Raw genomic sequence first — 23,794 nt, 5'->3', positions numbered from 1 at the left:
TCCATGGCTGTGCAGACTGTTGCAAGCACCACCGACTCCGCCGCCGCGAACTCCGTCGACCTGGGTCCCGCCGCCGCGCTCTCCTGCCGCGAATGCGGACACCGGGTCCCCCTCGGCCCCGTCTTCGCCTGCGAGGAGTGTTTCGGCCCGCTGGAGATCGCGTACGACTTCTCGGCCCACGACACCGAGGAGCTCCGCAAGCGGATCGAGGCGGGCCCCGCGAACATCTGGCGTTACGCGCCGCTGCTGCCCGTCCCCGCGGACGTGGCGACCAAGCCGAACCTGAACCCCGGCTGGACCAAGCTCGTCCAGGCCGACAACCTCGCGCGCGAGCTGGGCGTCGACGCCGGCAAGCTGTTCGTCAAGGACGACTCCGGCAACCCGACGCACTCCTTCAAGGACCGCGTCGTCGCCCAGGCCATCGAGGCCGCCCGCGCGTTCGGCTTCACCACCCTCTCCTGCTCCTCCACCGGCAACCTCGCCGGCGCCGTCGGCGCCGCCGCGGCCCGTGCGGGCTTCCGGTCCTGCGTGTTCATCCCGCACGACCTGGAGCAGGGCAAGGTGGTCATGGCCGCCGTCTACGGCGGTGAGCTCGTCGGCATCGAGGGCAACTACGACGACGTGAACCGCTTCTGCTCCGAGCTGATCGGCGACCCGGCCGGCGAGGGCTGGGGCTTCGTCAACGTCAACCTGCGGCCGTACTACGCGGAGGGGTCCAAGACCCTCGCGTACGAGATCTGCGAGCAGCTCGGCTGGCGGCTGCCGGACCAGCTCGTGATCCCGATCGCCTCCGGCTCGCAGCTCACGAAGATCGACAAGGGGCTGCGGGAGCTGATCGGGCTCGGTCTGGTCGAGGACAGGCCCTACAAGATCTTCGGTGCGCAGGCGGAGGGCTGCTCGCCGGTGTCCACCGCGTACAAGGCGGGGCACGACGTCGTACGTCCGCAGAAGCCGGACACGATCGCCAAGTCGCTGGCGATCGGCAACCCGGCGGACGGGCCGTACGTCCTGGACATCGCGCGCCGCACGGGCGGCGCGGTGGAGGACGTGGACGACGGGCGGATCGTCGAGGCGATCAAGCTGCTCGCGCGCACGGAGGGGATCTTCGCGGAGACCGCGGGGGGCGTGACCGTGGGGGTCACCAGGAAGCTCCTCGAGAGCGGGGCGCTCGACCCGTCCCTGACCACCGTCGTGCTCAACACCGGGGACGGTCTGAAGACGCTGGACGCGGTGGCGGGGACGGGGCTCACCGCGACGATCCGTCCCAGCCTGGAGTCGTTCCGTGAGGCCGGGCTCGTCTGAGTCGTCCGGTCTGTGGGGCGGGGCCGTTGTGGCCGGTCGCGCCCCCGCGGCGGTAGCCGCATGTCCCCTGCAGCCCCGCGCCCTCAAGGGTGTCGTCCTTCCGGAGGTTTTCCTGTGAGCGTCACTGTCCGCATTCCGACCATCCTGCGCACCTACACCGGTGGGCAGGCCGAGGTCGCCGCCGAGGGGACCACCCTGGGCGAGGTCATCCAGGACCTGGAGAAGAACCACACCGGGATCGCCGCCCGGGTGCTGGACGATCAGGGCAAGCTGCGGCGGTTCGTGAACGTCTACGTCAACGACGACGACGTGCGGTTCGAGCAGGGACTCGAGACGGCCACCCCGGACGGGGCCGGCGTGTCCATCATTCCGGCGGTGGCCGGAGGCTGATCATTACCTTCGGTAATGACGGTGACCGGGCGTTCGGCGCATTGCCCCCTCCACGAGAGAAGCGGAGGGGGCAATTCCATGGGATTGGGCGCGGTAGAGTTGGGGAAAGCGCTCCCGATCCACTGATCGAGAACACCGAATTCCTGCCGCGGGCCGACTGGATGTAGCCAAAGTGCGAGCCCTCTTCGCGGCATCTGCCCCCTTTGTGTGGCCCGACTTGCCCCGGATTCAGTCGAATTCTGGCCACATTCCGGACCGGCGCCGTCCAGATTTCTCGTCCGATTGACCTGTTGCAGAGGGCAGTTGGACAGATACATTCGGCCGCGGTCGACGCGTTCCGGCGCACGCCCCCAACCGTTGGGGGGTGAGGTCTGACCCGGATCCGCGAAGTGTGGATCTGTGCAAGGGCCAGTAATAGGGGAGTTAGGCATGGCTCAGGGCACCGTCAAGTGGTTCAACGCGGAGAAGGGGTACGGCTTCATCGCGGTCGACGGTGGTGCGGATGTTTTCGTCCACTACAGCGCGATCCAGATGGACGGCTACCGCACCCTCGAAGAAGGCCAGCGGGTCGAGTTCGAGATCTCGCAGGGTCAGAAGGGCCCGCAGGCCGACATGGTTCGTCTCAGCGCCTGAACGCGCTACCTGCCGCAAGCATCTTCTGCCGACGAAGGGTCCGCAGCCTCCCGGGGCGCGGGCCCTTCGCCATGCCCGCGTGCGGCCGAACGGTGTTCGCGTGCGGCTGAGCGCACCCCGCGACTCCCCGAAGGCGCTTGCGCCCACCCGTCACCCGACCGCCACCCCTCAACGAGCCCGCTTCGCGGGCGCACCTTGCACTCGGGTGGGTCGAGTGCTAATCATTGCGTTAGCACTCTGAAGGTGAGAGTGACAACGAAGGACCGGGTCGGTGAGGCCCGCGGGCCGTGTGGGGCAAGGAACCACAAGGTCGGCGAGCCGTCCGTCGCGGGCGCGGGCGCGGTCCGAAGGAATCACCCCCAGTCCTGGAGGGACCACTTCACATGGCCAAGATCATCGCGTTCGACGAGGAGGCGCGGCGCGGCCTCGAGCGCGGCATGAACCAGCTCGCGGACGCCGTCAAGGTGACGCTCGGCCCCAAGGGCCGCAACGTCGTCCTCGAGAAGAAGTGGGGCGCCCCCACGATCACCAACGATGGTGTGTCCATCGCCAAGGAGATCGAGCTCGAGGACCCGTACGAGAAGATCGGCGCCGAGCTGGTCAAGGAAGTCGCCAAGAAGACGGACGACGTCGCCGGTGACGGTACGACCACCGCGACCGTTCTCGCCCAGGCCCTGGTCAAGGAGGGCCTGCGCAACGTCGCCGCCGGCGCCAACCCGATGGCTCTGAAGCGCGGCATCGAGAAGGCCGTCGAGGCCGTCTCCGGCGCCCTGCTGGAGCAGGCGAAGGATGTCGAGACCAAGGAGCAGATCGCCTCCACGGCCTCCATCTCCGCCGCCGACACCCAGATCGGCGAGCTCATCGCCGAGGCCATGGACAAGGTCGGCAAGGAAGGCGTCATCACCGTCGAGGAGTCCCAGACCTTCGGTCTGGAGCTGGAGCTCACCGAGGGTATGCGCTTCGACAAGGGCTACATCTCGGCGTACTTCGCCACCGACATGGAGCGTATGGAGGCCGTCCTCGACGACCCGTACATCCTGATCGCGAACTCCAAGATCTCCAACGTCAAGGACCTGCTCCCGCTCCTGGAGAAGGTCATGCAGGGCGGCAAGCCGCTGCTGATCATCGCCGAGGACGTCGAGGGCGAGGCCCTGTCGACCCTGGTCGTCAACAAGATCCGCGGCACCTTCAAGTCCGTCGCCGTCAAGGCCCCGGGCTTCGGCGACCGCCGCAAGGCCATGCTCGGCGACATCGCCATCCTCACGGGCGGCGAGGTCATCTCCGAGGAGGTCGGCCTCAAGCTGGAGAACGCGACGCTCGACCTGCTGGGCAAGGCCCGCAAGGTCGTCATCACCAAGGACGAGACCACCATCGTCGACGGTGCCGGCTCGGCCGACCAGGTCCAGGGCCGCGTGAACCAGATCCGCGCCGAGATCGAGAACAGCGACTCGGACTACGACCGCGAGAAGCTGCAGGAGCGCCTGGCGAAGCTCGCCGGCGGTGTCGCGGTCATCAAGGCCGGCGCCGCCACCGAGGTGGAGCTCAAGGAGCGCAAGCACCGCATCGAGGACGCCGTCCGCAACGCGAAGGCCGCCGTCGAGGAGGGCATCGTCGCCGGTGGTGGCGTGGCCCTGCTGCAGGCCTCCCAGGTCTTCGAGAAGCTGGAGCTCGAGGGTGACGAGGCGACCGGCGCCCAGGCCGTGAAGCTCGCGCTCGAGGCCCCGCTGAAGCAGATCGCCGTCAACGCCGGCCTCGAGGGCGGCGTCGTGGTGGAGAAGGTGCGCAACCTGACCCCGGGCCACGGCCTGAACGCCGCGACCGGCGAGTACGTCGACCTGGTCAAGGAAGGCATCATCGACCCGGCGAAGGTGACCCGTTCCGCGCTGCAGAACGCCGCCTCCATCGCCGCGCTGTTCCTCACCACCGAGGCCGTCATCGCCGACAAGCCGGAGAAGGCCGCGGCCCCGGCCGGCGGCGGCATGCCGGGCGGTGACATGGACTTCTGATCCTTCCGAGGATCGGACCCGTCCGTCACGTACCGAGGGCGGCACCCCCTGCTTTTGGCAGGGGGTGCCGCCCTCGGGCGTTTCAGGCGGTGCACCACGGCACGCGGCAGGCGTGCGGCGCCGCGCCCTGCGGGCACAGGTCCCGCAGCACCGCCTTGCGGACCGCCCGCCAGGTCCGCAGCGAGCACACCAGGCGCACCCGCAGCTCGACCGGTTCCCGTGCGCCGGCGCTCCGTCCCGGGTTCTCCCGGGCCCACTGCTCCGCGAGGTCGTCGTAGAGGTCGGCGGTCGTCATCCCGCTCCCGGGCAGGGCGCGCAGCACGGTCCGCCCGACGGGCCGGGCGCCGTGTGCCGCCACGGCCCCGTCGGCGAGCGCGCCGACCCACGTCAGCCCCTCCTCGTCCGCGTACAGGCCGAAGCGCAGCAGGCGTGTCCTCATCGGGGGACCGTACCCCGGCGCGTGAGGAGACGTTTCGTGACCGGAGTCACACCTGGGCCCCGGGAGGAATGCCGCTCCCCGCCTCCCGGTTGGTGCTGAACGTGCATTCGATGCACGCGCATATACCGACTGGTATTCGAAGCAGAGGAGCCCCACGTGACCGTCACCTCCCCGGACGCCGCCGCCCGAGCCGCCGGACTGCTCTCCCGGCCCGTCGCGATCAACGGTCTGACCGTCCCCAACCGCATCGCCATGGCGCCGATGACCCGGATGTTCTCGCCGGGCGGCGTCCCCGGTGAGGACGTCGTGTCGTACTACTCCCGTCGCGCCGCCGCCGGTGTCGGGCTGATCGTCACCGAGGGGACGTACGTGGGGCACGAGTCCGCCGGGCAGAGCGACCGGGTGCCGCGGTTCCACGGTGAGGAGCAGCTCGCGGGCTGGGCGAAGGTCGCCGAGGCGGTGCACGCGGCGGGCGGCACGATCGTGCCGCAGCTCTGGCACATCGGCATGGTCCGCGAGCAGGGCCAGGCGCCGTACCCCCAGGCTCCGGCGGTCGGCCCGTCCGGGGTGCGCACGGACGGCACCGAGGGCGAGGGCAAGGCGATGACGCAGGGCGACATCGACGACGTCGTCGCCGCGTTCGCCCGGGCGGCCGCCGACGCCGAGCGCATCGGCTTCGACGGCGTGGAGCTGCACGGCGCCCACGGCTACCTCATCGACCAGTTCCTGTGGTCCGGCACCAACCGCCGCACCGACGCCTACGGCGGCGACCCGGTGGCCCGCGCGAAGTTCGCCGCGGAGGTCGTGGCCGCGGTGCGCGCGGCCGTGTCGCCGGAGTTCCCCGTCCTCTTCCGCTACTCGCAGTGGAAGCAGGACGCCTACGACGCCCGGCTCGCCGAGACGCCCCAGGAGCTGGAGGCGATCCTCGCCCCGCTCGCCGCGGCCGGTGTCGACGCCTTCCACGCGTCCACGCGCCGCTACTGGCTCCCGGAGTTCGAGGACTCCGACCTCAACCTGGCCGGCTGGACGAAGAAGCTGACCGGCAGGCCCGTCGTCACCGTCGGCTCCGTCGGTCTGAACGGCGAGTTCCTCGAGGCGTTCCAGGGGCGGGGCGCCGAACTCGGCGGCCTCGACGACCTGCTCGACCGGATGGAGCGCGACGAGTTCGACCTCGTCGCCGTCGGCCGCGCGCTGCTCCAGGACCCGCAGTGGGCGGCCAAGGTGCTGGCCGGCCGCTTCGACGAGCTGGCGCCGTACGACCCGGCGTCCCTGCAGACGCTGAGCTGAGCCGGGCCGGCCGGCCGGTCCTCGCGGTGCGGCGCCCCTCCGTGGGAGGGGCGCCGCACCGCTGTGTGCGTCACCCTCTCGCCACCCGTTTTTCATTTGCTTAAGTCAATCAATCGCCCTAAAGTTGCCTGAGTCAAGTATTGGCCCGAGTCACGACGGAGACCTCCTTCATGTCCGACGCACTCGACCGTTCCGCCACGGCCGGCACGGCCCCGCCGCCCAGAACCGGTGCCGTGGTGCCCGTACTGGCCTTCGGCGGCATCGTGGTCTCGCTGATGCAGACCCTGGTGATCCCGATCGTGGGCCGGCTGCCGCAGTACCTGAACGCCTCCGCCGCGGACACCGCCTGGGCCATCACCGCCACCCTGCTCGCCGCCGCCGTCGCCACGCCCGTCATGGGCCGCCTCGGCGACATGTACGGCAAGCGCCGCATGCTGCTGCTCAGCATGGGCATGCTGGTCGTCGGCTCCGTGGTCGCCGGACTCAGCGACTCCCTGGTCCCGATGATCGTCGGCCGGGCCCTGCAGGGCCTGTCGTCCGGTGTGATCCCGCTCGGCATCAGCATCCTGCGCGACGAACTGCCCGCGGAGAAGCTGGGCCCGGCCACCGCGATGATCAGCGCCTCGCTCGGCGTCGGCGGCGCCCTCGGCCTGCCCGTCGCCGCGCTCATCGCCGACAACTTCGACTGGCACACGCTCTTCTGGACCTCGGCCGCGCTGGGCGTGGTCGCGCTGGTCGCGGTGGCAGCCCTCGTGCCGGAGTCGAAGGTGCGCACCGGCGGCCGGTTCGACCTGCCCGGCTCGATCGGCATGGCGGCCGGACTGGTCTGTCTGCTGCTGGCGATCTCCAAGGGCGGCGACTGGGGCTGGTCGAGCGGCACCACCCTCGGCCTGTTCGCGGCGGCCGTCGTGATCCTGGCGGCCTGGGGCCTCTTCGAACTGCGCAACGACCAGCCGCTGGTGGACCTGCGCAGCACGGCCCGTCCCCAGGTGCTGATCACCAACCTCGCCTCGGTGGCGATCGGCTTCGCGATGTTCTCGATGTCCCTGGTCATCCCGCAGATGCTGCAGCTGCCGGAGGAGACCGGCTACGGCCTGGGCCAGTCGTTGCTGACGGCCGGTCTGGTCATGGCGCCGTCCGGCCTGGTGATGATGGCGCTGGCCCCGGTGTCCGCGCTGGTCTCCCGCGCCAGGGGCCCGAAGGTGACGCTGATGACCGGCGCCCTGATCGTGGCCGCCGGCTACGGCCTGAACGTCCTGCTGATGAGCGAGGTCTGGCACTTCGTGCTGGCGTCCTGCGTCATCGGCGCCGGCATCGGCTTCTGCTACGGCGCGATGCCCACGCTGATCATGGGCGCCGTGCCCGCCTCCGAGACGGGCGCCGCCAACGCCCTCAACACCCTCATGCGCTCCATCGGCACCTCCGTCGCCAGCGCCGTCGCCGGCGTCGTCCTGGCCCAGATGACCACGCGGTTCGGCGCCTTCGCGCTGCCCTCCGAGGACGCCTTCCGCACGGTCCTGGCGCTCGGGTCCGGCGCCGCGCTGCTCGGCTTCGTCATCGCCGCCTTCATCCCGCGGCAGCGTGCCGCGGCGGCGGAGGGAGCCGCCGCCACCGGCGGCGTGCCCGAGGCCGTGAAGGCCTCCAAGGCGTAGCACCGGTCGACACCGCCGACGGCCGCCGCCCCGGGAACCCCGGGGCGGCGGCCGTCGGCGTCATGAGTGGGGCGAGGGAAGGGCTGGGCGCCCTCAGGGATGGCCCATCGGCTCGATGTCCACCCGCACCGGCGTCCCCCACACGCGCAGCACCTCGTAGTCGGTGAACTCGTGCACGACCCGGTACGCCAGGGCGGCCCGGGGCCCGCGCAGCTGCGCCGCGACGTACAGCTCCGCCTCGCGCCGGTCCCGGCGCGGGGTGCCGCACAGCTGCCACGCCTGCCCGTTCCACAGCTCCGGCAGCCAGCGCTGCTGCGGCTGCGGCCGGTCACCGCGCACCCCGTACCGGGACGGGGCGGGCTCGGTGGGCCGGGGCTGCGGTGCGGGACCGTTGAACTCGGCGCGGCGGGCGGTGCGGCGCCGGGTCTCGCAGAGCAGGCACAGGTCCGGGGCGCTCTTGTCGACCGGCCCGGTCGGGTGCTCGGCGCAGCGCGTGCTGGGCGCGGCCGTGGTGACGCTCTCCTCCAGCAGGTCCAGGGCCCGCCGCAGGTCGTCCTTCACTTCGTGCAGCCGGGCGTCCGGGGTGTCGGCGGACAGCGCCTCGCCGTGCTCCCCGAGCACGCGCAGGGCGCGGCCCAGGGCGGTGAGCTGCGCGTGGTTCATGGTTCGTCTCCGGGTCGGGTGCCTCCAGTATCCGCCCGGCCGCTACGCCCCGTCGCCCGCCCTCGCCAGCGCCGCGCGCAGGTGGCCGTCGGACTCCGCGAGGAGGCGGGCGGCCGTCGGGCCGTCCACGTCGGCCAGGACGACCAGGATGGCGTGCTTGACCTCGCCGTCCGTGGCGGTCAGGGCACGCTCGACGACGTCGTCCGCCGCGCCCGTCGCCTGCGCGACGATACGGCGGGAACGGGCGCGCAGCTTCTCGTTGGAGGCCCGCACGTCGACCATCAGGTTCCCGTACGTCTTGCCCAGCCGGATCATCGTGATCGTCGACAGCATGTTCAGCACCAGCTTCTGCGCCGTACCGGCCTTCAGGCGCGTGGAGCCGGTGAGGAACTCCGGGCCGACGACGACCTCGATGCCGTGCTCGGCCGCCGCCGCCAGCGCGCTGCCCCGGTTGCAGGCCAGGCCCACGGTGAGGGCGCCGCGCGCACGGGCGTACGCGACGGCGCCGACCGCGTAGGGGGTGCGGCCGGAGGCGGAGACCCCGACCACCGTGTCGTCGGCGGTCAGCCCCAGCGCGGCCAGGTCGGCCTCGGCCAGCTCGCGGGAGTCCTCGGCGCCCTCCACCGAGGTGACCAGGGCGCCCCGGCCGCCCGCGATCAGACCGACGACCCGCGCCGGATCGGTGTTGAAGGTGGGCGGGCACTCGGAGGCGTCCAGCACCCCCAGCCGGCCGGCGGTGCCGGCGCCCGCGTAGACCAGCCGTCCGCCGCGGGCCATCCGCTCGGCGACGGCGTCGATCGCGGCGGCGATCACCGGCACCTGCTCGGCCACGGCGCCGGCCACCGAGGCGTCCTCGCCGTTCATCAGCCGCGCGATGTCGAGCGTCGGCAACCGGTCGACGTCCGCCAGCTCGGGCCGGAACGCCTCGGTGGTGAGCGTCTCCAGCTGGGCGCGGAGGTCGTGGTGAGAAGGAGACATGACGGTGACCTTCCAGCTCGGGGTGGGAGAGCTCCCCCAGGGGCGCGGGGCTGTGACATGTGCGGCTCCGCCGCGTGGGCGCGACCGGCCCCAAACCGGCCGCGGTCGAAACACGGGATCAGCCCCTAGGGGCTCTGACGAGGCACCCGGTGCCGATGGGCCAACGCCTCGTACGACGCGGCCAGCGAAGGCGCCGCCGACTCGTACGTCCGCTGGGCGACCCCCACGAACAGACAGTCCACCACCAGCAACTGCCCCGTCCGGGAGGACATCGCGGCCGGCCGCAGCTCGCTCTCCCGGGCCGTGGACGTGGTCAGGACGTGGTCGGCGTACTGCGTGACGGGGCCGTCCGGGCGGCCGGTGACCGCCACCGTCGTCGCACCGCGCTCGAAGGCGACCCGGAGGGGTTCGATGACGTCCCCGGTCGACCCGGAGTGGGTGACGGCGATCGCCACGTCCCCCGGGCGCAGCTGCACCGCGTTGGTGACGGCGAGGTGCGGGTCGCTGTGGGCGTGCGCCAGCAGGCCTATGCGCAGCAGCTTCTGGGTGAGGTCCTGGGCGACCAGACCCGACGCGCCGACGCCGTACACATCGGTGCGGCGGGCGCCGGCCAGGGCGGACACGGCCGCCGCGAGCTGCACGGTGTCCAGCCCGGCCGCGGTGTCGGCGAGGGTCTGCTGCTCGTCGTAGGCGAGTTTCGCCACGACGTCGGCTATGGGGTCGTCCACCGCGATGTCGGTGGTGATGGCGGGCGCCCGTCCGGACTGCTGCTGGGCGGCGAGACCGGCCAGCGCGAGGCGCAGGTCGCGGTAGCCGGGGTAGCCGAGCAGGCGGGCGGTGCGGACGACGGTGGCCTCGCTGGTGCCGGTGAGCTGGGCGAGCCCCGTGACCGTGAGGGCCGCGCAGCCGGCCGGATCCTCGGCGACGGCCTCGGCGACCCGCTGCATGGACCGGGTCATCGACGGAGCCAGTGTGCGCACCTTGGCCGCCAGGGCGGCGGGCGGGGGAGGGGCGGGCACGCCGCCACCGGAACCGCTGTCGAAAGTTTTCTTCACTTCACGGGTCACGATGTGAAAGATATTTTCGTTCCGGTCGTGTGGTCAAGAGTGCGCACAATGGGGGCATGGACCCCCACGACGAACCCGGCGCCCCCGGACCCCGCCCCGTCAACCCCCTGGAGCAGGCCTTGCACGCGGCGCGCGCCCTCGTGCTCGCCGATCTGGCCGCGCGCGAGGTCGCCGAGGCGGACGTGGTGTCCCTCGTCGAGGAGTCCGTCACGCACCGGCGCTGGTGGGTGGAGCAGTGGCCGGACGGCGCCGGGTTCCTCCCCGGCCTGGTCGCCCAGGACGTACAGGACGCCCTGCTGGAACGGTACGGGCGCTGGCCGCTGTGCCCGGTCTGCGGCACCGGCGACCCGCACGCGCTGGACGTGGAGCCGGAACTCGGCCCCGATCCGCACTGGGTGTGCCACAAGGCGGGCGTGCGGGTCGCGGCGGTGGGCGCACTGGACGGAGCGACGCCCTCGTGACCGTCTACATCGACCCGCCCGCCTGGCCGGGCCACGGACGGATGTGGTCCCACCTCGTCAGCGACCTCTCCTACGACGAACTGCACACCTTCGCCGACCGTCTGGGCGTCCCCCGCCGCGCCTTCGAACGCGACCACTACGACCTCCCCCGGCACCGGTACGCCGACGCCGTGCGCGCCGGGGCGGTCGAGGTCAGCAGCCGCGAGGTGGTGCGGCTGCTGCACGGGGCGGGGCTGCGGCGCCGCAAGGGCGCGGCTCAGCCGCCCGGTTCGCAGGAGACCAGTGCGTAGGAGATCCGCCCCTCCTGCCGGGACACCTCGGTGAAACCGGCCCGGGTGACGACCTTCCGCGAGGGCCCGTTCTCCCGCTCGACGACGGCGGCCACCGTCCGTACGCCGTCCTGCGCGAGCGCCCACGCCGACAGGGTGCGCAGCGCCTCGGTGGCGTAGCCGTGGCCGCGGGCGTCCACGGAGAGGTCGTAGCCGATCTCCACCCTGCCGTCCTCGTCCGGGGCGCCGTGGAACCCCATCGCGCCCACCGCGCGGTCGTCCTCGCGCCGGACCAGGACGTACATGCCCCACTCCGGGTGGAGGACGCCCTCCTCGTACTGCGTGAGCAGCATCCCGGCGCCCTCCCGCGTCCCCTCGAGCGGCCCCGAGTCCACCCAGTCGAACCCGCCGTCGCCGGCGAGGGAGAGATCGGCCGCGACCGCGGGGGTGACGCCCTCCAGGGTCAGCCGCTGAGACCGCAGCACCGGGTTGTTGCTCCACCGCCACCCGGTGACCGGCTCCCGCCCCGGCAGCTCGCCGCGCCCGGTGGCCCACAGCAGCGTCCGCCACGGCGTGGGCCCCGGCTCGACCCGCGGGAAGATCCGGGTCAGGACGAAGGAGGCCAGTCCGGCCGGCGGTTCGTACGCGATCCCCGTCCCCACGGCGATGTCGTGCGTGTGCAGCAGCACCTCGGCGACGCCCATCGCGGCGAACCCCTCACGGTTCGCGTGCCGGAAGGGGGACGGGTGGAAGGCGCGGACCGCGCGGGGGGTGGTGCGGATCGCGGCGGCGAGCAGGGCGCCGGTCGTGGTGATCACCTGGAGGGCGCCCGCGTTGTCGGCGGGGTCCAGGCCGTCCTCGCTGCCGTCGAGCGTGATCTGGAAGGGCACGTACGCGTCCTGCGCCCGCCCGGCGAGCTGTCCCGCGTACGCGACGAGATCGCTCGCGATGTGCTCCGCCGTCCGCCGGCAGCTCCACTCCAGCCGCCCGGCCCTCACCGTCCCCCAGTCCCGGTCGACGACCGCCCCCAGCGCCGCCACGCAGTCCGCGACGGCTTCCTCCACCTGTTCCGCTCCCACCGCATGCATGCGGGCAGGCTAGGCGGGCGGCGCGGCCGGGGGCGACAGCATTTCCAGCTCGCCGCGCAGGTTGTAGCGGGCGGTGGCCTCCCAGTGCTCCTGACCGTAGGGCGTACGGAACAGCCGTGGCAGGGCGAGGAGTTGCCGCAGCACGTCGGCCCGCCCCTCGCGGAACGCCTCGTTCGGCACGAAGTGGTACTCCTCGCGCACGGCGGCGGTGTAGGCGGCGTACGCCGACGGCGGCGCGGCGAGGACCGCGAGGTCGGCGTCGCACAGCACCTGTCCGTTCCGGTCGTCGCCGGCGGGATCGTGCGTGACGGTGAGCCGCACCAGCCGGGCCACCTCGGCGGTCCTCTCCGCGGACACCCCGGCCTCGGGCAGCGCCCGCTCGGCGAGCCGGGCGGACCGCTCCTCGTTCTCCGACCGCTCCGGCAGGTACACGGCGTCGTGGAACCAGGCGGCGAGCCGGACCGCGTCCGGGTCGGCGGCGTGGTCCGCCAGCTCGTCGACGTGGTCGAGGACGGCGGTCAGGTGGGTGAGGGTGTGGTAGTGCCGCTGCGGTTCCCGCCAGCGCCCGAGCAGGTCGTCGGCGTACGGCAGCGGATCCGGACCGCCCCCGGGCCCGCGGGCCCCCTCCAGGGCGCGGACGAAACGGGCACGCAGGGCTTCGGTGTCGGCCATGCCGTCCATTCTTCCCGGTGCGTGCCCGCTCCGTGGCTCTGGAAGGGTTTCCTCAAGCTGCGAGGTCCGCATCCGGGATGGCACGGGCACGCAGGGTGCGGAAGACGACCTCCAGGGCGTCGATCTCGTCGTCGGTGAAGTGGTCGTCGATGATCCCGCGGCTGCTGAAGAGGTTGTTCTCGTACAGGTCGCGGATGCCGATGAGTCCGTTGGCCGCCACGTACCGGACCATGAGGCCGACGAGGTCGATCTGGTCGGCGGAGAGGTCGTGGTCGGCGATGAAGCCGGAGAAGGCCTCCTGCGCCGCCTCCCGGTCCAGACCCCCGATGCGGCGCAGGAACACGCCGAGACCGCCGTCGGCCGCGCGCTTCTGCTCCAGGTCTTCGGCGGAGGCGACCCCCTCGGTGAGGAAGACCTCCTCCAGGGTGGCCAGGTCCTCAGCCGTGACCTGCTCGTTCTCGCGCAGCTTGCGGACGGCCTCCTGTTCGCGGTGGGTCTGGAGGTAGGCGCGGGCCTTCTGCTTGAAGCGCTCCTCGTCCGTGCCGACGGGCAGGCCCTTGAGCTCGACTTCCGTCAGGTCTCCGTGGTCCTCCGCTATGTCCGTGTAGACGATCTTCCGAGCGGCCGGAGCGTCGACCAGGTGGGCCAGGCCGCGCACACGGCGGCGCACGTGCTCCAGCATCGGGACGGTCACGTTCTGCCACCACGCGTCGTCCGTGATGGCCTCCAGCAGGTCGGCCTGATCGCGGACGACGGGGATGTTCCTCTTGCCGAGGAGGTCCTCCGCGAGCTCCTTGACCTGGCCGCGCAGGCGCGTGTAGTCGGAGCCACCCTCCAGGGCCGCGAGCTGGAGACGGTAGGCGATGAGGTCGAAGCGCTTGGCCTCCTCGCCCTTGTCCTCGCCCTCCGGCCAGTAGTCGGACGGCAGGCCGAGGACGTCCTCGCTCAGCGCGTGGGCCGCGTCGTCGCCGATGCGGTGCCAGGCGGCGAAGTCGCCGCCGAACACCTCGATGTGACGGCGGTGCGGTCGCACGAGGAAGTTGTCGAGGTTCATGCCCCGCACCGTCCGGTGGAGACGGTGCGCCGCCGCCCAGCGCAGGGACGCCTCGGTGTCGATCGCGTCCGGACCGCCGTCCTGCGCCGGGTCAGGAGCCTGGCGGCGGTCCAGCGTCCGGATGAGGTCGAGCTGGCGCTGCAGCAGCTTCTCGGTGAGCGTCGGGGCCTGCCGGGCGGGGGCGCGGTCGAGTTCCTGGTTGAAGAACTCCGCGTTGCCGCACAGGTCGAAGACGTTGAAGCCGTCCTTGTCGCGGCCGGGCCCGTATACGTCCGGGCGCAGACGGGTGCCGCGGCCGATCATCTGCCAGAACTTGGTCCGCGAGTACACCGGCTTGAACAGGACGAGGTTCAGCACCTCGGGCACGTCGATGCCGGTGTCCAGCATGTCGACCGAGATGGCTATGTCCGGGGCCTTGGCCGGGTCGGAGAAGTCGTCGATGAGCTGCTGGGGGTTCTTCTCCTGGTAGGTGATGACCCGGGCGTCGTTCCCGGCGCCCTGCGGGTAGTTGAGGTTGTACTGCTCCTCGATGGCAAGGGCGTGCGTGTTGTTCTTGGCGAAGATGATCGTCTTGCCGAGCCGGTCCCCGCCCTCGACGCGCAGGCCGTGCCGCATCAGGACTTCGAGCGCCTTGTTGATGGTCGGCCGGTTGAACAGGAAGCGGTTGATCTCGTCGGCGGAGACCGCGTCGGGGACCTGCCCGTCCTCGGTCCACTCCAGGTTGTCCCAGGCCTCCTTCTGCTCCTCGGTGAGGTCGTCGTAGCGGAAGCCCCGCCGGAGGGAGTCGAAGGGCACGTCGACGACGTTCGGCTTCACCAGGAAGCCGTCCGAGGCGGCCTGGTCCAGGCTGTAGGAGTCGGTGGGGACGCCGTCCTCCAGTTGGAACAGCTGGTACGTGTTGTGGTCGACGTCGTCCTTGGGCGTGGCCGTCAGTCCCAGGAGGAGGCTGTCGAAGTACTCGAACAGCTCGCCGTACTTGTCGTAGACCGAGCGGTGGGCCTCGTCGATGACGACCAGGTCGAAGAAGCCCGGCCCGAAGCGGCGGCGGCCGTCCTCCGTGACCTCGTTGACCAGGTTCATCATCGTCGGGTACGTCGAGACGTAGACGTGGGCGTCGGTCTTCTTCTCAGTGAGGAGGTTGACCGTCACGCTGTTCGGCAGGTGCTCCTTGAACGCCCGCACCGCCTGGTTGACGAGGGCCTGACGGTCGGCGAGGAAGAGGATGCGGCGCACCCAGCCCGCCCGCTGCAGCAGCTCGGCGAAGGCCACGGTGGTGCGGGTCTTGCCGGTGCCGGTCGCCATGACAAGGAGGGCGCGGCGGCGCTTCTCCTTCTCGAAGCTCTCGCTGACCCGCTGGATGGCCTGGAGCTGGTAGGGGCGGCCCGCGATGCCCTGGTTGACGTTGGAGGACTTCAGGGCGAGCCGGCCGGCGCGTTGCCGGATCATCCAGTGCAGCTCGTCCTTGGTGCGGAAGCCCTGGACCCTGCGGGGCGGGTAACCCCTGTTCTTGTCCTTGACGTCCTTGCCCCTGCCCCACTGATCCCACAGGTAGGTCTCGTAGCCGTTGGTGTAGAAGATCACCGGTCGTTGGCCGTAGGCGGCCTCGAGCGCGTCGGCGTAGAGCTCGGCCTGCTGGCGGCCGGCGCGGGCGTCGACCCGGGTGCGCTTGGCCTCGACAACGGCGAGGGGCCGGTCGTCGTCGCCCCACAGCACGTAGTCCACGTAGCCCTTGCCGGACTCGCTGATCACTCCGGGCTCGCCGTCGACCGGGAACTCGCGGTCGCGCTCCTCGGTGAGGTCCCAGCCCGCCTCCTTGAGGAGGAGGTCGATGAACAGGTCGCGGGTGGCGGCCTCGTCGTAGTCGTGGGTGTCGGGGCGAGCCTCGTTGGCCTTGCGGAGCTCGGTGATCCGGGCACGCAGCTCGGCCACCTCGGAGGCGAGCTGCGCCCCCTTCGCGCGCGCCTCGGCCAGCTCCTTGGCCTGGGCGTCCCAACGGGCCTGATCCTCCTCGGCCTGCTTCTTCAGCTCGGCCTGGCGGCGCAACTTGACCTCGGCGGGGATGGGACGCGGAATGCGCTGGGTGTCGAACTGGACACCAGGGGCGGGAGCGGTGGCCGGGTCGGGCGCGTAGGTGCGGGCGAACCAGTAGAAGACGTGGAACAGCTCGGCGACCGTCCTCACCGCGTCCCTGTCCTGGACGGGGGCCGGGCGGTGCACGGCGTGGTTGCCCTGGCGCCGGATGAGGTCCATCTTCGCGCTGAGCGTCGGCCCGACCAGGTTCCGCATGCTCGGCTCGTGCAGCATCGCGCTCAGGTCGTTCTGGTACGGGGGCCGCAGCGCGGAGTCGTTGTCGTACATCCAGTGCACGGCGAGTTCGAGGACACGGCGGGCGTAGAAGCAGGAGGTACGGGGGTCGGCGTGGGCGAGCCGCTCGGCACGGAGGGCTTCGTCATAGAGGGCGGGCCACTCGGTGCGGAGGAAGTGGAAGTTGCTCTGGGGCTGGCCGATGTTGCGAGCGGCGGTGGTGTCCCGGGCTTCCTGCGGGTTCCGTTCCTCCGGGTTCTTCTCCTGCCCCTGTCCGTTGTCGCGCCGCTCTATGGCCATGACCGAGCTGTGTCCCTTCCCCCTGCGAGCGAGAGCTGTCTTCCTGACTGCTACATGCTCAGCGGCCTGTGTGACGTGATGTGACGGTTGTTGGACGCCGACCGACTGGTGGATGGTTGCAGCGGCGGTTGGGGACCGGGTGCGATACGCAGGCGTGTCAGGCTCTACGCGGTGGCTTCATGATCCCAGAGGGTGCCAGAAAAGGCGCGCTGTTGGAGTGCAGTGAAAAGCTCGTCGAGCACAGAGATCTGGTCATGATGTGGAACCATCTCTCGCTTCAACCGGCTCATTACACTTCCGAACTTACGTTGTTCAGAAATCTCGGGAACCGGGATTTGCAAACTCTGAAATTTTCTTTTGCTTACAATGGGGAGTGTAGTAGAGGATGATGCATTCCAGAGGTCTGGAAGGAGCTTTTTGAAGGCGAAAAGGGCATACCAGGAATCGATGATGCTGCCATTCAATACCACAGAGTTGATCTGCTGGTTCGTAGCCAGAGGAACCTCAGCCAAGGAGACGTTGCCAAGCGATGCCCCGATGCAGGTAACGAGGACGGAGCCGGATGGAATGAGTCTTCCTCGCGCGGCGCCCGAGCTGGTCAATGTCCGCGATGTGGTGCGGACCAACCATTCTTTGCCAATCTCTGCAGGGGTGGCGAAGGGGATAGGGCCATCGAAATAGCTGGCGTTCGATGTCTCAGGAGTGCTACCTGTTACGACCTCCCCGATGTCGGAGATGGGCATGCGTGGCCACTTTGTGGATCGGGTGCCCTCCTCGAACATGTCGAAGAAGATGGAATGAGCAAGGTCGTTGAGGAGAGTAGTAGCCTTGCGGCGCTGGTCCCGTAGGGAGTCCACTTGGTCAAGAAGATTAACGACGCGCGCCTGCTCCTCTAGGGAGGGGGCTGGGAGTGAGACGCCTTTCAAATTGCCAATAGAAATGCTTGCCTGATTTACGGCACGATTCACGAAAGGCATGATGCGGGCCCGAAATTCGGGCGTTCTCATTGCGTGTATTGCATAGTTCGGATCGAGTATGGATTGCTCTACGCGAAGGCGTAGTAGGTTCATCCCGTGAACTAGTTCGCGAGGTTCGCCTCGGTAGATCGCGCATTTGGCGATATGTTCAACGCTGTTGATGTGGCTGAAGAGAATGTCTCCTTCTTGGAGTATCCAATCTCTGCAGTCTTCGCGTTCCAGTCCCGCATATCCGACTCGATTAGGGTCGACGACCCCCTTGGAGATGGTTTCGATGCGGGTGATCGGAAGGCCTCGTGGAGACTTGTCCTGCTTGATGTTCATCCCGTTGCGGATGGACGCGAACCCTTCACCCAGGGGCAACATCTTCACGTCAGCATCTCCTTCAGTTTCGCCGTGCCCGCCTCGATCTCCTTGTTCAAGCGCTCCAGGTCGTCCAGGATCTCCAGCGGTGGTCGGGTCACGACCTCCTCGTGAACAATTTCCTTGTAGCGGTTCAGGGAGAGGTCGTACCCCTGGGCGGCAATGTCGGACTTCGGGACGCAGAAACTCTGCTCCGTCCGGACACGCGAGCGCTCATCCGTGGTGCGACGCTTCCAGCGGGCCAAGACGTCGGGGAGGTTGTTCTTCGCGTGGTCCTCGGCCGTGAGGCTGGTAGCACGAAGGCCCAGACGGTCCTCGGGCAACAGGGGCGTTCGCTTATCGTCCAGGCTGAGGCCGTCTGCCTGGACGTCGTAGAACCAGACCTCGTCCGTGCCGCCGGAGTCCGTCTTTGTGAAAAAGAGGATGGCGGTGGAGACACCGGCGTACGGCTTGAAGACACCGGACGGGAGCTTCACCACCGCGTCGAGCTTCTGTTCCTCGACCAGCATGCGGCGTAGTTCCTTGTGGGCCTTCGTCGAGCCGAAGAGGACACCGTCGGGAACGATCACTGCGGCCCGGCCGCCTGGCTTGAGTAGCTTGAGGAAGAGAGCCAGGAAGAGGAGCTCGGTCTTCTTGGTCTTGACGACCTTCAGCAGCTCCGAGGAGGTCGTCTCGTAGTCGAGGCTGCCGGCGAAGGGCGGGTTCGCGAGGATCAGGGAGTACCGGTCGGTCTCCTTGCCCGCGTCCTCCGACAGCGAGTCGCGGTAGCGGATGTCCGGACTGGCCACGTCGTGCTGGAGCATGTTCATCGAGCCGATGCGGAGCATCGTCGAGTCGAAGTCGAACCCGTGGAACATGCTGTTGTTGAAGTGGTGCTGGTTGTCGGCTTCGACCAGGTCGTCCTTGTGGACGCGCTGTACGTACTCGGACGCGGCGACCAGGAAGCCGGCCGTGCCGCACGCGGGGTCGCAGATCTCGTCGCGCGGGTTCGGCTCGGTCATCTCGACCATCAGCTGGATGATGTGCCGAGGGGTGCGGAACTGCCCGTTCTGCCCCGCCGAGGCGATCTTGCCGAGCATGTACTCGTACAGATCACCCTTGGTGTCCTTGTTCTGCATGGGGATGCCCTCCAGGAGGAGGACGACCTTGGACAGGAGGTTGGGCGTCGGGATCGTGAAGCGGGCGTCCTTCATGTGGTGCGAGTACGTGGAGTCCTCGCCTCCCAGAGCACGCAGGTAGGGGAAGACCTCCTCGGCGACCGTCTCGTACATCTTCGCCGGCTCGGTGTCCTTGAAGTTCTGCCAGCGCAGATCCTGCTGGTCAGGGCCGAAGAACGGGTTGGTGTCAGGGATGCCGCGCCGGGCCATCTTGTCCTTGACGGTCTGCAACTCGTCCAGACGCCGGATGAAGAGCAGGTAGGTGATCTGCTCCATCACTTCCAGCGGGTTGGAGATCCCGCCCGACCAGAACGCGTCCCAGACGCGGTCCACCTTGCTCTTCAGCTCACCCGTAATCACACGAGGGATCCTACGACCCACCAGTGACAACGACGGCCAGTGTGGAGGATCCGGAACATCTTGGCTCGGACCCGGACCGCTCACGTCATCACCGCACGGTCATCCGGTCACTCCGAGACTCGGTTGATCGCATGAACTTCGCCGCAGAGGTCCAGCTCGGCTCGTACCGTCTTGCCCGGTCCTCCCTCCTCGCGCGGTCCGACGGACAGCCGGCTCGCCAGGCGGGACACCAACCAGAGGCCGCGGCCCTCCTCCGCCTCGGGATCCTGAGGAGCACAGGACCAGGTTGGCGACAAGCCACCGTCTCGGGTGTCGGTGACCTCGATGCGCACAAGGTCGCGGGCGGCCGGCAGTGTCAGGCTCAGGCGGAAGTCGCGGCCCGGAACGCGGCCGTGGGTCGCCGCGTTGGCGGTGAGCTCGGCCACGACCAGCGTCACGGTCTCGTTCACCTCGGACTCGTACGGGAAACCCCAGGCATCCAAGCGGTGGGAAGCGAGCCTTCGGGCCAGGCGGGCACCTCGCGGGGTGGAGGTGAAGCACATGGAGAACTCTTCGGCATGGGCTGAGGGCTGCCCGGTGTGCTCGATGGGGGGAATTTCAGTGGTCATGGGGGGTGAGCCTCGTGCGGCGTACGTACGGTGACCAGCAACCACGTCCTTACACATTGTGTCTGTAAGGGCGCCGAATGTGTCTGTAAGGGCAGGAACAGGGGTGGCCCATGGTGCAGGTTCCGGAACAGGCGGTCGCGGTACGCGGCCAGGATCCTGCCGACGAGCTCCTGCGGTGCTTCGGTAGGCAGATCAAGCTCTTTCGGGAACGTGCCGGTCTCACCCAGGCCGCCCTCGGCCCGCTCCTCGGATACAGCGAGGCGCAGATTGCCGCGATCGAGCAGGGCCGGCGAATCGCCAGGCCGGACACCATCGAGAAACTGGACACGCTGCTTGAGGCGGACGGGGTTCTGCTTGCGATGAAGCGAGCGGTCGCCCTGACGCGGTACCCGGCCTTCTTTCGGGATGCTGCGCGGATCGAGGAGACGGCGGTCGAGTTCCATCAGTACGCGCCGTTGATCGTGCCGGGCATGCTTCAGACCGAGGCCTACGCCAGGACGATGTTCACGGTGTGGCGCCCGCGCCGGAACGAGGCGGAGATCGAGCAGATGGTGTCGGCGCGGCTCGCGCGACACAAGCTCTTCGGCCGCATGCCCGCACCAGTGCTCAGCTTTGTCCTGGAGGAGGCCGTTCTTCAGCGGCCCATCGGCGGTTCTAAGGTGCTACGAGGGCAGCTTGAGCACTTGCTCCTCACCGGCCAGAACCCGAACGTAGAGATTCAGGTGATGCCGACCGGAGCAACCGACCATGCTTGCGTGGACGGTCCGTTCACGTTGATGGTGCCGGAAGGAGGGGAGCAGGTGGCCTACTTGGAGAGTCAGGGAAGCGGTCGGGTGATCACCGAAAGGGAAATCGTCCGTGGCATCGCGGCGCGCTATGGAATCATCCGGGCTCAGGCGCTGACCCCGAAGGAGTCCCTGCGCCGCATCGAGAAGCTGCTGCAAGGAGACTCATGACAAGCGAGCAGTTCAAAGGCCAGTCGCTCAACTGGTTCAAGTCCAGTTACAGCGGTGGTTCTGGAGGCGACTGCATCGAGGTCGCCACCCTCCCCGCCTCCGTCCACGTCCGCGACTCCAAGGACACAAGCCAGGGCGCCTTCACAGTGGCCCCCGCCGCCTGGTCCGCCTTCGTCGCTCACGCACGTCACGCTCACTGACCGAAAATCGACGTCAGCATGGCGTGACGGTCGGCTTGACCGGCTTCGGTCGGTCTTGGCAGCATCGGCGGTAGCAAACAAAACACGGTGCATATGGCTGCACCAGGTCCTGGGGCCGCTCCTTCGGGAGCGGCCCGAGTGTTTTCCGGGAGGGATCGTTGTACCTGTGCTACATCGACGAGGCGGGCAACGGCCAGACGCTCGACCCCGCCAGACCGGACGCCCCGCCGGTCCTCGTCGTCGGTGGCTTCACCGTTCACGACTCCCACATCAAGCAGCTGACCTGGGACTTCCTCAACATCAAGAAGACGTACCGGCCGCAGTTGCGCCGTGCCCTGCACCTCTCCGAAGTGATCCACACGGAGATCAAGGGGTCCGACGTCCGCAAGGACGTCCGCGTCGGGAACCGTGACCGGCGCCGGGCGGCGATGCTCCTCGTCGACTCGATCCTTGGATTGTTGGAGCGCTGCAACGCACGTCTCCTGGCCCGCGTGTGGGTGAAGCAGGAGGGCCTCGCCTTCAACGAGACCGGCGTGTACAGCACCTCGGTCGGAAGCCTCACCGAGACGTTCCAGGCCCAGCTGCTGGACTGTCACTCGCGCGGCGTCATGGTCCTCGACAGCCGCACCAAGTCCAAGAACGCGCCGAACGTGCACTGCGTGACGACGCGCAAGTACCGCGCGGGCGGCGACCTCCTCAAGGGCGTCATCGAGTCGCCGGTCTTCGGGCACAGCGACACCCACACGCTGCTCCAGCTCTCGGACCTCGTCGTCTCCTCCCTGCTGTTCCCCATCGCCTGCCACGCCTACCTGGGCGACGTGACGTGGAACGTGCACTGCGACGACGCGTACCGCCCACTGAGGGAGGAGTTCGGGGAGCGGCTGAAGAAGCTCCAGTTCCGGTACCAGGACCCGGTGGGCAAGTGGCGCGGCGGGATCGTGGTGTCCGACCGGCGGACCGCGCGGCCGTCGAGTCTGATGTTCGGTCTCGGTGAGGCCGCAGGGCGGAAGCCGGCCATTCCCGCGCAACAGACCGACGAAGGTGATGTGCCGAGCACGCTGTAGTGCGTGCCCGCTGCGGCCGGCAGCACGGCATCGGCGTACCACGGTCGGTACGGACTTCGAGGCCCGTCCACCACTAGCGTGGGCGGCATGACGACTCCTGCGGATGTACAGAACGTACGAGACCCCGAACTGCCCGGGCGGCTGCTGGCCGTCGAGCGGGACGCGCTGATCCCGCTGCTGCGGGGGCGCGGCGACGCGGACTTCGCGCTGCCGGTGGCGGCGTGTCCGGGATGGACGGTGCGGGACGTGCTGGCGCACTGTTCGGCCGCGTTCACCCGGGTCCTGGAGCGGCGGTTCGAGGACGGGGCGTTCTCGCCCGAGAGCAACCAGCGCGACATCGCCGAGCGGGCGGAGTGGGCGAACGCCCAGGTCGTGGACGAGCTGTACCGCGGGATGACCGAGGCCGGGCCACTGATCGCCGACGCGGGCGGGGCGCTGGACAAGCTCGCGCTGGGCGAGTGGGTGCACGCCGGGGACGTACGGGTCGCGCTCGGGGAGCCGGGGGCGTACGCGGGCGCGGGGCTGCCGTACGCGCTGGAGCTGCTGGCACAGGTCACGTCCTTCAAGGGGCACCTCTCCCTGCACGCCGACCTCGACGACGCCGACGAGCCGCTGCGGCTGGGCGACGCCACGGGGGAGCGTCCCCCGGCCCGCTACATCGGCGACGGGCCGACGCTCGTACGGCTGTACGCGGGGCGCCCGGTGGACGGGGCCGCGTACGAGCTGGCCGGGGTGGAGGCGGCGGAGCTGAACATCTTCGGGGGGTGAGCGGTGGGGGCAGGGCGTAGGCTTGGATTGGACTAGACCTGTAGTCGCCGCCTGATGCCGAGGAATGGGGTCCCATGAGCAAGCGTGCAGTCCTGGAGGTGATCGCCCTCGACGTCGAGGACGCGGTGGCCGCCCAGGCCGGAGGTGCGGACCGCCTCGAGCTGGTGACCGACATGGCGGCGGACGGACTGACGCCGGCGGCGGCGACCGTCGCGGGGATCCGGGCGGCCGTGGACCTTCCGGTGCGGGTGATGCTGCGGCTGGCGGACGGGTTCGCGGCGGGGTCCGTCGAGCGGCTGGTGGAGGCCGCGCGCGCGATGCGCGGGGTCGGGGCGGAGGAGTTCGTGCTCGGGTTCCTCGGCCCGGACGGGGGAGTGGACCTGGGGGCGGTGGAGCGGGTGGCCGGTGAGCTGGAGGGATGCCGGTGGACGTTCCACCGGGCCATCGACCGGGCCGCCGACCGGGACGCCCTGCGCAAGCAGCTCGCGGACTTCCCCGGGCTGGACACCTACCTGACGGCCGGGGCGGCCGCGGGAGTGGACGCCGGGTTGCCGACGCTGCTCGCGGAGGCGGGGCGGCGGGGGGAGCCGGGGTACGAGCAGCGGTTGCTGGTGGGGGGCGGGTTGCGGCTGGAGCATGTGCCGTTGCTGGTGAAGGCCGGCGTCGACGCCTTTCACATCGGTGGGGCGGCGCGGCCGGAGGGCTGGGGCGGGCCGGTGTCGGCGGAGGCCGTCGCTCAGTGGCGGCGGGTGCTGGGGGGTTGAGCGGGGTTGCCG

General features: G+C 69.7%; 23 protein-coding genes. 13 read left to right on the top strand and 10 right to left on the bottom strand.

What is annotated here, in order from left to right; genetic code table 11:
* Positions 1 to 3: 3 nt before the first annotated feature.
* The 4 genes from thrC (at position 4) to groL (ending at position 4,331) form a co-directional block, all read left to right on the top strand.
* Positions 4 to 1,302, top strand: a complete 1,299-nt coding sequence (gene thrC, locus ADK41_RS30370; protein ID WP_030829209.1) for a threonine synthase — start codon at positions 4 to 6, stop codon at positions 1,300 to 1,302.
* A gap of 114 nt (positions 1,303 to 1,416) precedes the next feature.
* On the top strand, positions 1,417 to 1,692 hold the full coding sequence (locus tag ADK41_RS30365) for a MoaD/ThiS family protein (protein ID WP_030829206.1): 276 nt from the start codon (positions 1,417 to 1,419) through the stop codon (positions 1,690 to 1,692).
* A gap of 429 nt (positions 1,693 to 2,121) precedes the next feature.
* Positions 2,122 to 2,325 carry a cold-shock protein gene (locus tag ADK41_RS30360; RefSeq protein ID WP_004929928.1) on the top strand — a complete coding sequence of 68 codons (204 nt, stop codon included), beginning with the start codon at positions 2,122 to 2,124 and terminating at the stop codon, positions 2,323 to 2,325.
* Between the two features lie 383 nt (positions 2,326 to 2,708).
* Positions 2,709 to 4,331, top strand: coding sequence for a chaperonin GroEL (gene groL, locus ADK41_RS30355; RefSeq protein ID WP_030829203.1), 1,623 nt, complete (start codon positions 2,709 to 2,711; stop codon positions 4,329 to 4,331).
* 82 nt (positions 4,332 to 4,413) lie between these two features.
* On the opposite strand, the gene ADK41_RS30350 is transcribed toward groL, so the two are convergent.
* Positions 4,414 to 4,770 carry a hypothetical protein gene (locus tag ADK41_RS30350; protein WP_030829200.1) on the bottom strand — a complete coding sequence of 119 codons (357 nt, stop codon included), beginning with the start codon at positions 4,768 to 4,770 and terminating at the stop codon, positions 4,414 to 4,416.
* Positions 4,771 to 4,926: 156 nt separating this feature from the next.
* Between ADK41_RS30350 and ADK41_RS30345 the strand changes: the two genes are divergently transcribed.
* Together ADK41_RS30345 and ADK41_RS30340 are read left to right on the top strand one after the other, a co-directional pair.
* Positions 4,927 to 6,057: an NADH:flavin oxidoreductase gene (locus ADK41_RS30345; protein WP_030829196.1), complete on the top strand. Its 1,131-nt coding sequence runs from the start codon at positions 4,927 to 4,929 to the stop codon at positions 6,055 to 6,057.
* Between the two features lie 170 nt (positions 6,058 to 6,227).
* Positions 6,228 to 7,709 carry an MFS transporter gene (locus ADK41_RS30340; protein WP_030829193.1) on the top strand — a complete coding sequence of 494 codons (1,482 nt, stop codon included), beginning with the start codon at positions 6,228 to 6,230 and terminating at the stop codon, positions 7,707 to 7,709.
* Positions 7,710 to 7,802: 93 nt separating this feature from the next.
* Here the strand turns inward: ADK41_RS30340 and ADK41_RS30335 are convergent, their stop codons facing one another.
* The 3 genes from ADK41_RS30335 to ADK41_RS30325 all read right to left on the bottom strand — a co-directional run bounded on the left by ADK41_RS30335 (position 7,803) and on the right by ADK41_RS30325 (position 10,417).
* On the bottom strand, positions 7,803 to 8,372 hold the full coding sequence (locus ADK41_RS30335) for a hypothetical protein (protein WP_030829190.1): 570 nt from the start codon (positions 8,370 to 8,372) through the stop codon (positions 7,803 to 7,805).
* 42 nt (positions 8,373 to 8,414) lie between these two features.
* On the bottom strand, positions 8,415 to 9,350 hold the full coding sequence (murQ, locus tag ADK41_RS30330; RefSeq protein WP_030829187.1) for an N-acetylmuramic acid 6-phosphate etherase: 936 nt from the start codon (positions 9,348 to 9,350) through the stop codon (positions 8,415 to 8,417).
* A gap of 125 nt (positions 9,351 to 9,475) precedes the next feature.
* Positions 9,476 to 10,417, bottom strand: a complete 942-nt coding sequence (locus tag ADK41_RS30325) for a MurR/RpiR family transcriptional regulator (protein ID WP_030829184.1) — start codon at positions 10,415 to 10,417, stop codon at positions 9,476 to 9,478.
* A gap of 56 nt (positions 10,418 to 10,473) precedes the next feature.
* Here ADK41_RS30325 and ADK41_RS30320 point away from each other — a divergent pair, with 56 nt between their 5' ends.
* Both ADK41_RS30320 and ADK41_RS30315 read left to right on the top strand, forming a co-directional pair.
* Positions 10,474 to 10,878: a hypothetical protein gene (locus ADK41_RS30320; RefSeq protein ID WP_030829181.1), complete on the top strand. Its 405-nt coding sequence runs from the start codon at positions 10,474 to 10,476 to the stop codon at positions 10,876 to 10,878.
* Complete coding sequence (locus ADK41_RS30315) at positions 10,875 to 11,168, top strand: DUF4031 domain-containing protein (protein WP_030829178.1); 294 nt, start codon at positions 10,875 to 10,877, stop codon at positions 11,166 to 11,168. Before ADK41_RS30320 ends, ADK41_RS30315 begins: the two co-directional genes overlap by 4 nt.
* Here the strand turns inward: ADK41_RS30315 and ADK41_RS30310 are convergent.
* From ADK41_RS30310 to ADK41_RS30290, 6 genes are all read right to left on the bottom strand, one after another.
* Positions 11,135 to 12,211 carry a GNAT family N-acetyltransferase gene (locus tag ADK41_RS30310; protein ID WP_037804533.1) on the bottom strand — a complete coding sequence of 359 codons (1,077 nt, stop codon included), beginning with the start codon at positions 12,209 to 12,211 and terminating at the stop codon, positions 11,135 to 11,137. The genes ADK41_RS30315 and ADK41_RS30310 overlap by 34 nt on opposite strands.
* Before the next feature lie 33 nt (positions 12,212 to 12,244).
* A complete protein-coding gene (locus tag ADK41_RS30305; RefSeq protein ID WP_030829172.1) occupies positions 12,245 to 12,907 on the bottom strand; it encodes an HD domain-containing protein in 663 nt (220 codons plus the stop codon).
* Between the two features lie 52 nt (positions 12,908 to 12,959).
* Entirely contained in the window at positions 12,960 to 16,565 is a 3,606-nt protein-coding gene (locus ADK41_RS30300; RefSeq protein ID WP_078662019.1) for a DEAD/DEAH box helicase family protein, read from the bottom strand.
* 164 nt (positions 16,566 to 16,729) lie between these two features.
* Positions 16,730 to 17,908 carry a restriction endonuclease subunit S gene (locus ADK41_RS40005; protein ID WP_234318877.1) on the bottom strand — a complete coding sequence of 393 codons (1,179 nt, stop codon included), beginning with the start codon at positions 17,906 to 17,908 and terminating at the stop codon, positions 16,730 to 16,732.
* A gap of 2 nt (positions 17,909 to 17,910) precedes the next feature.
* On the bottom strand, positions 17,911 to 19,422 hold the full coding sequence (locus ADK41_RS30295; RefSeq protein WP_030829166.1) for a type I restriction-modification system subunit M: 1,512 nt from the start codon (positions 19,420 to 19,422) through the stop codon (positions 17,911 to 17,913).
* A gap of 107 nt (positions 19,423 to 19,529) precedes the next feature.
* A complete protein-coding gene (locus ADK41_RS30290) occupies positions 19,530 to 20,030 on the bottom strand; it encodes an ATP-binding protein (RefSeq protein ID WP_051843236.1) in 501 nt (166 codons plus the stop codon).
* Positions 20,031 to 20,140: 110 nt separating this feature from the next.
* Here ADK41_RS30290 and ADK41_RS30285 point away from each other — a divergent pair, with 110 nt between their 5' ends.
* The 5 genes from ADK41_RS30285 to ADK41_RS30265 all read left to right on the top strand — a co-directional run bounded on the left by ADK41_RS30285 (position 20,141) and on the right by ADK41_RS30265 (position 23,782).
* Positions 20,141 to 20,986: a helix-turn-helix domain-containing protein gene (locus ADK41_RS30285; protein ID WP_030829159.1), complete on the top strand. Its 846-nt coding sequence runs from the start codon at positions 20,141 to 20,143 to the stop codon at positions 20,984 to 20,986.
* Positions 20,983 to 21,186, top strand: coding sequence for a DUF397 domain-containing protein (locus ADK41_RS30280; RefSeq protein WP_030829156.1), 204 nt, complete (start codon positions 20,983 to 20,985; stop codon positions 21,184 to 21,186). Before ADK41_RS30285 ends, ADK41_RS30280 begins: the two co-directional genes overlap by 4 nt.
* A 158-nt stretch (positions 21,187 to 21,344) precedes the next feature.
* Complete coding sequence (locus tag ADK41_RS30275) at positions 21,345 to 22,250, top strand: DUF3800 domain-containing protein (RefSeq protein ID WP_030829153.1); 906 nt, start codon at positions 21,345 to 21,347, stop codon at positions 22,248 to 22,250.
* An 87-nt stretch (positions 22,251 to 22,337) separates the two neighbouring features.
* Positions 22,338 to 23,018, top strand: a complete 681-nt coding sequence (locus tag ADK41_RS30270) for a maleylpyruvate isomerase family mycothiol-dependent enzyme (protein ID WP_030829150.1) — start codon at positions 22,338 to 22,340, stop codon at positions 23,016 to 23,018.
* Between the two features lie 74 nt (positions 23,019 to 23,092).
* Positions 23,093 to 23,782 carry a copper homeostasis protein CutC gene (locus ADK41_RS30265; RefSeq protein ID WP_030829146.1) on the top strand — a complete coding sequence of 230 codons (690 nt, stop codon included), beginning with the start codon at positions 23,093 to 23,095 and terminating at the stop codon, positions 23,780 to 23,782.
* Positions 23,783 to 23,794 lie beyond the last annotated feature (12 nt).

It is taken from the genome of Streptomyces caelestis, assembly GCF_001279005.1.
Classification (GTDB): Bacteria; Actinomycetota; Actinomycetes; order Streptomycetales; family Streptomycetaceae; genus Streptomyces; species Streptomyces heliomycini.
This window is presented reverse-complemented; position numbering and strand designations above follow the sequence as displayed.